Here is a 1388-nt window from a genome sequence, read left to right as displayed (position 1 = left end):
GGTTGATCGTGCGCCGCCGAGGTCGAGGGCGAGGGCTGCGGCGGCGTAGGTGGCGGCGCCGGCGGCCGCGATGGCGATCATGGCGACGAGGTCCGCCCGGTCGAGGGCGGCGCGCACGCCCAGCGCCGCGGCCCCCATCGCGCCCAGCGCCACCCCGACCCGCGCCAGCCGCCCCAGGGGCAGGCTCAAGGGGAACCCGCGCCGGGCCAGCATCAGCCCGCCCGCGAGCGCCACGCCCTCGCTGATCAGCATGGCCAGGGCCGCGCCGCGGATGCCGTAGCCCGTCACGAGCGGGTACATCACGAGCGCGTTCGTGCCCAGCTGCAGGCAGCCGTGCCAGAACATCAGGCGCGGCGCCTTGGCCAGGTGAAAGCTTGCATGGACGAAGCCCTGGTTCATGGCCCCGAAGATCGCGGTCACGGCCAGGATCGGGATCAGCGCCTCGGCCGCGGGGCGGAAGTCCGCGCCCACCACCACGGCGGCGAGGGCCGGCGTCACGATGGCGAGGCCCACGGCCATGGGGGCGACGATCGCCAGGAGGAGCTCGCCCCCGCGCTCCATGTGGCGCTGGGCGGCCTTGGGCCCTTCCGAGGCGAGCAGGCGCACGGCGATGGGCAGGACGGCGCTGGCGATGCTGAGCATGGGCATGGCGATGATCTGGCGCACGAGCTCGGCCGAGGCGCCGTACTCGCCCGAGGCGCCCTTGCCCAAGAGCGTGCCGATGGCGAGCCGGTCGAGGCCGCCGCTGAACGAGAAGATGAAGCCCGAGAGCGCGATGGGGACGCCGAGCGAGAGGAAGGAGCGCATGGTGGCCCAGGCGAGCTGCTCTTTCAGGTCGCCCCAGCACTGCCGCAGGTAGGGCAGGCAGCTGAGGAGGAAGGCGAGGCTCATGCTGAGGAGGAGGCCGAAGCCGCCCCCGCCCAGGAGGACGAAGGTGACGCCGAGGGCGAAGGCGAGCAGGCTGCGCAGGATGGAGGAGCGCATGACCTGGCCTGCGTCGAGGCGGGCGCGCATGACGTTCTGGGTGAGGCCGAAGAAGTTGAAGGCGGCGGCGAAGGTGCAGGTGCCGAGCGCCAGGAGGGGGTGGACGCCGGCGGCGAGGACGGCGAGGAGGCCGCCGGCGAGGAGGATGGAGGTGGAGGCGGCGAAGCCGACGAGGGCTGTTGTGCGCACGTCGACGTGCTCGCCCTCGGTCTGGTAGCGGAAGAGGGAGAAGGCGACCCAGGCGAAGAGGGAGGTGGAGAGGATGGCGGTGGCGGTCTGGCCCAGCACGAAGAGGCCGTAATCGTCGGGGGTGAGCAGGCGCGTGAACAGGAACACGCTCACGAACCCGAACACCGCCGAGAGCACGTTCGCCGTCAAATACGCCGCCGTATGCCTGATGAGCA

The 1388-nt window shown here is 72.2% G+C and carries 1 protein-coding gene; it reads right to left on the bottom strand.

Going from position 1 to position 1388, the window contains the following annotated elements; translation table 11 throughout:
- The coding region (locus F0L46_RS25150; protein ID WP_276315626.1) for a lipopolysaccharide biosynthesis protein at positions 1-1383 on the bottom strand (1383 nt) is incomplete at its 3' end.
- Between the last annotated feature and the right edge of the window lie 5 nt (positions 1384-1388).

It is taken from the genome of Salinarimonas soli, from assembly GCF_008386575.1.
In the GTDB taxonomy this organism is placed as follows: Bacteria; Pseudomonadota; Alphaproteobacteria; order Rhizobiales; family Beijerinckiaceae; genus Salinarimonas_A; species Salinarimonas_A soli.
Note: the sequence above shows the minus strand (reverse complement) of the source record. Positions and strands in the feature narration are given on the sequence as shown.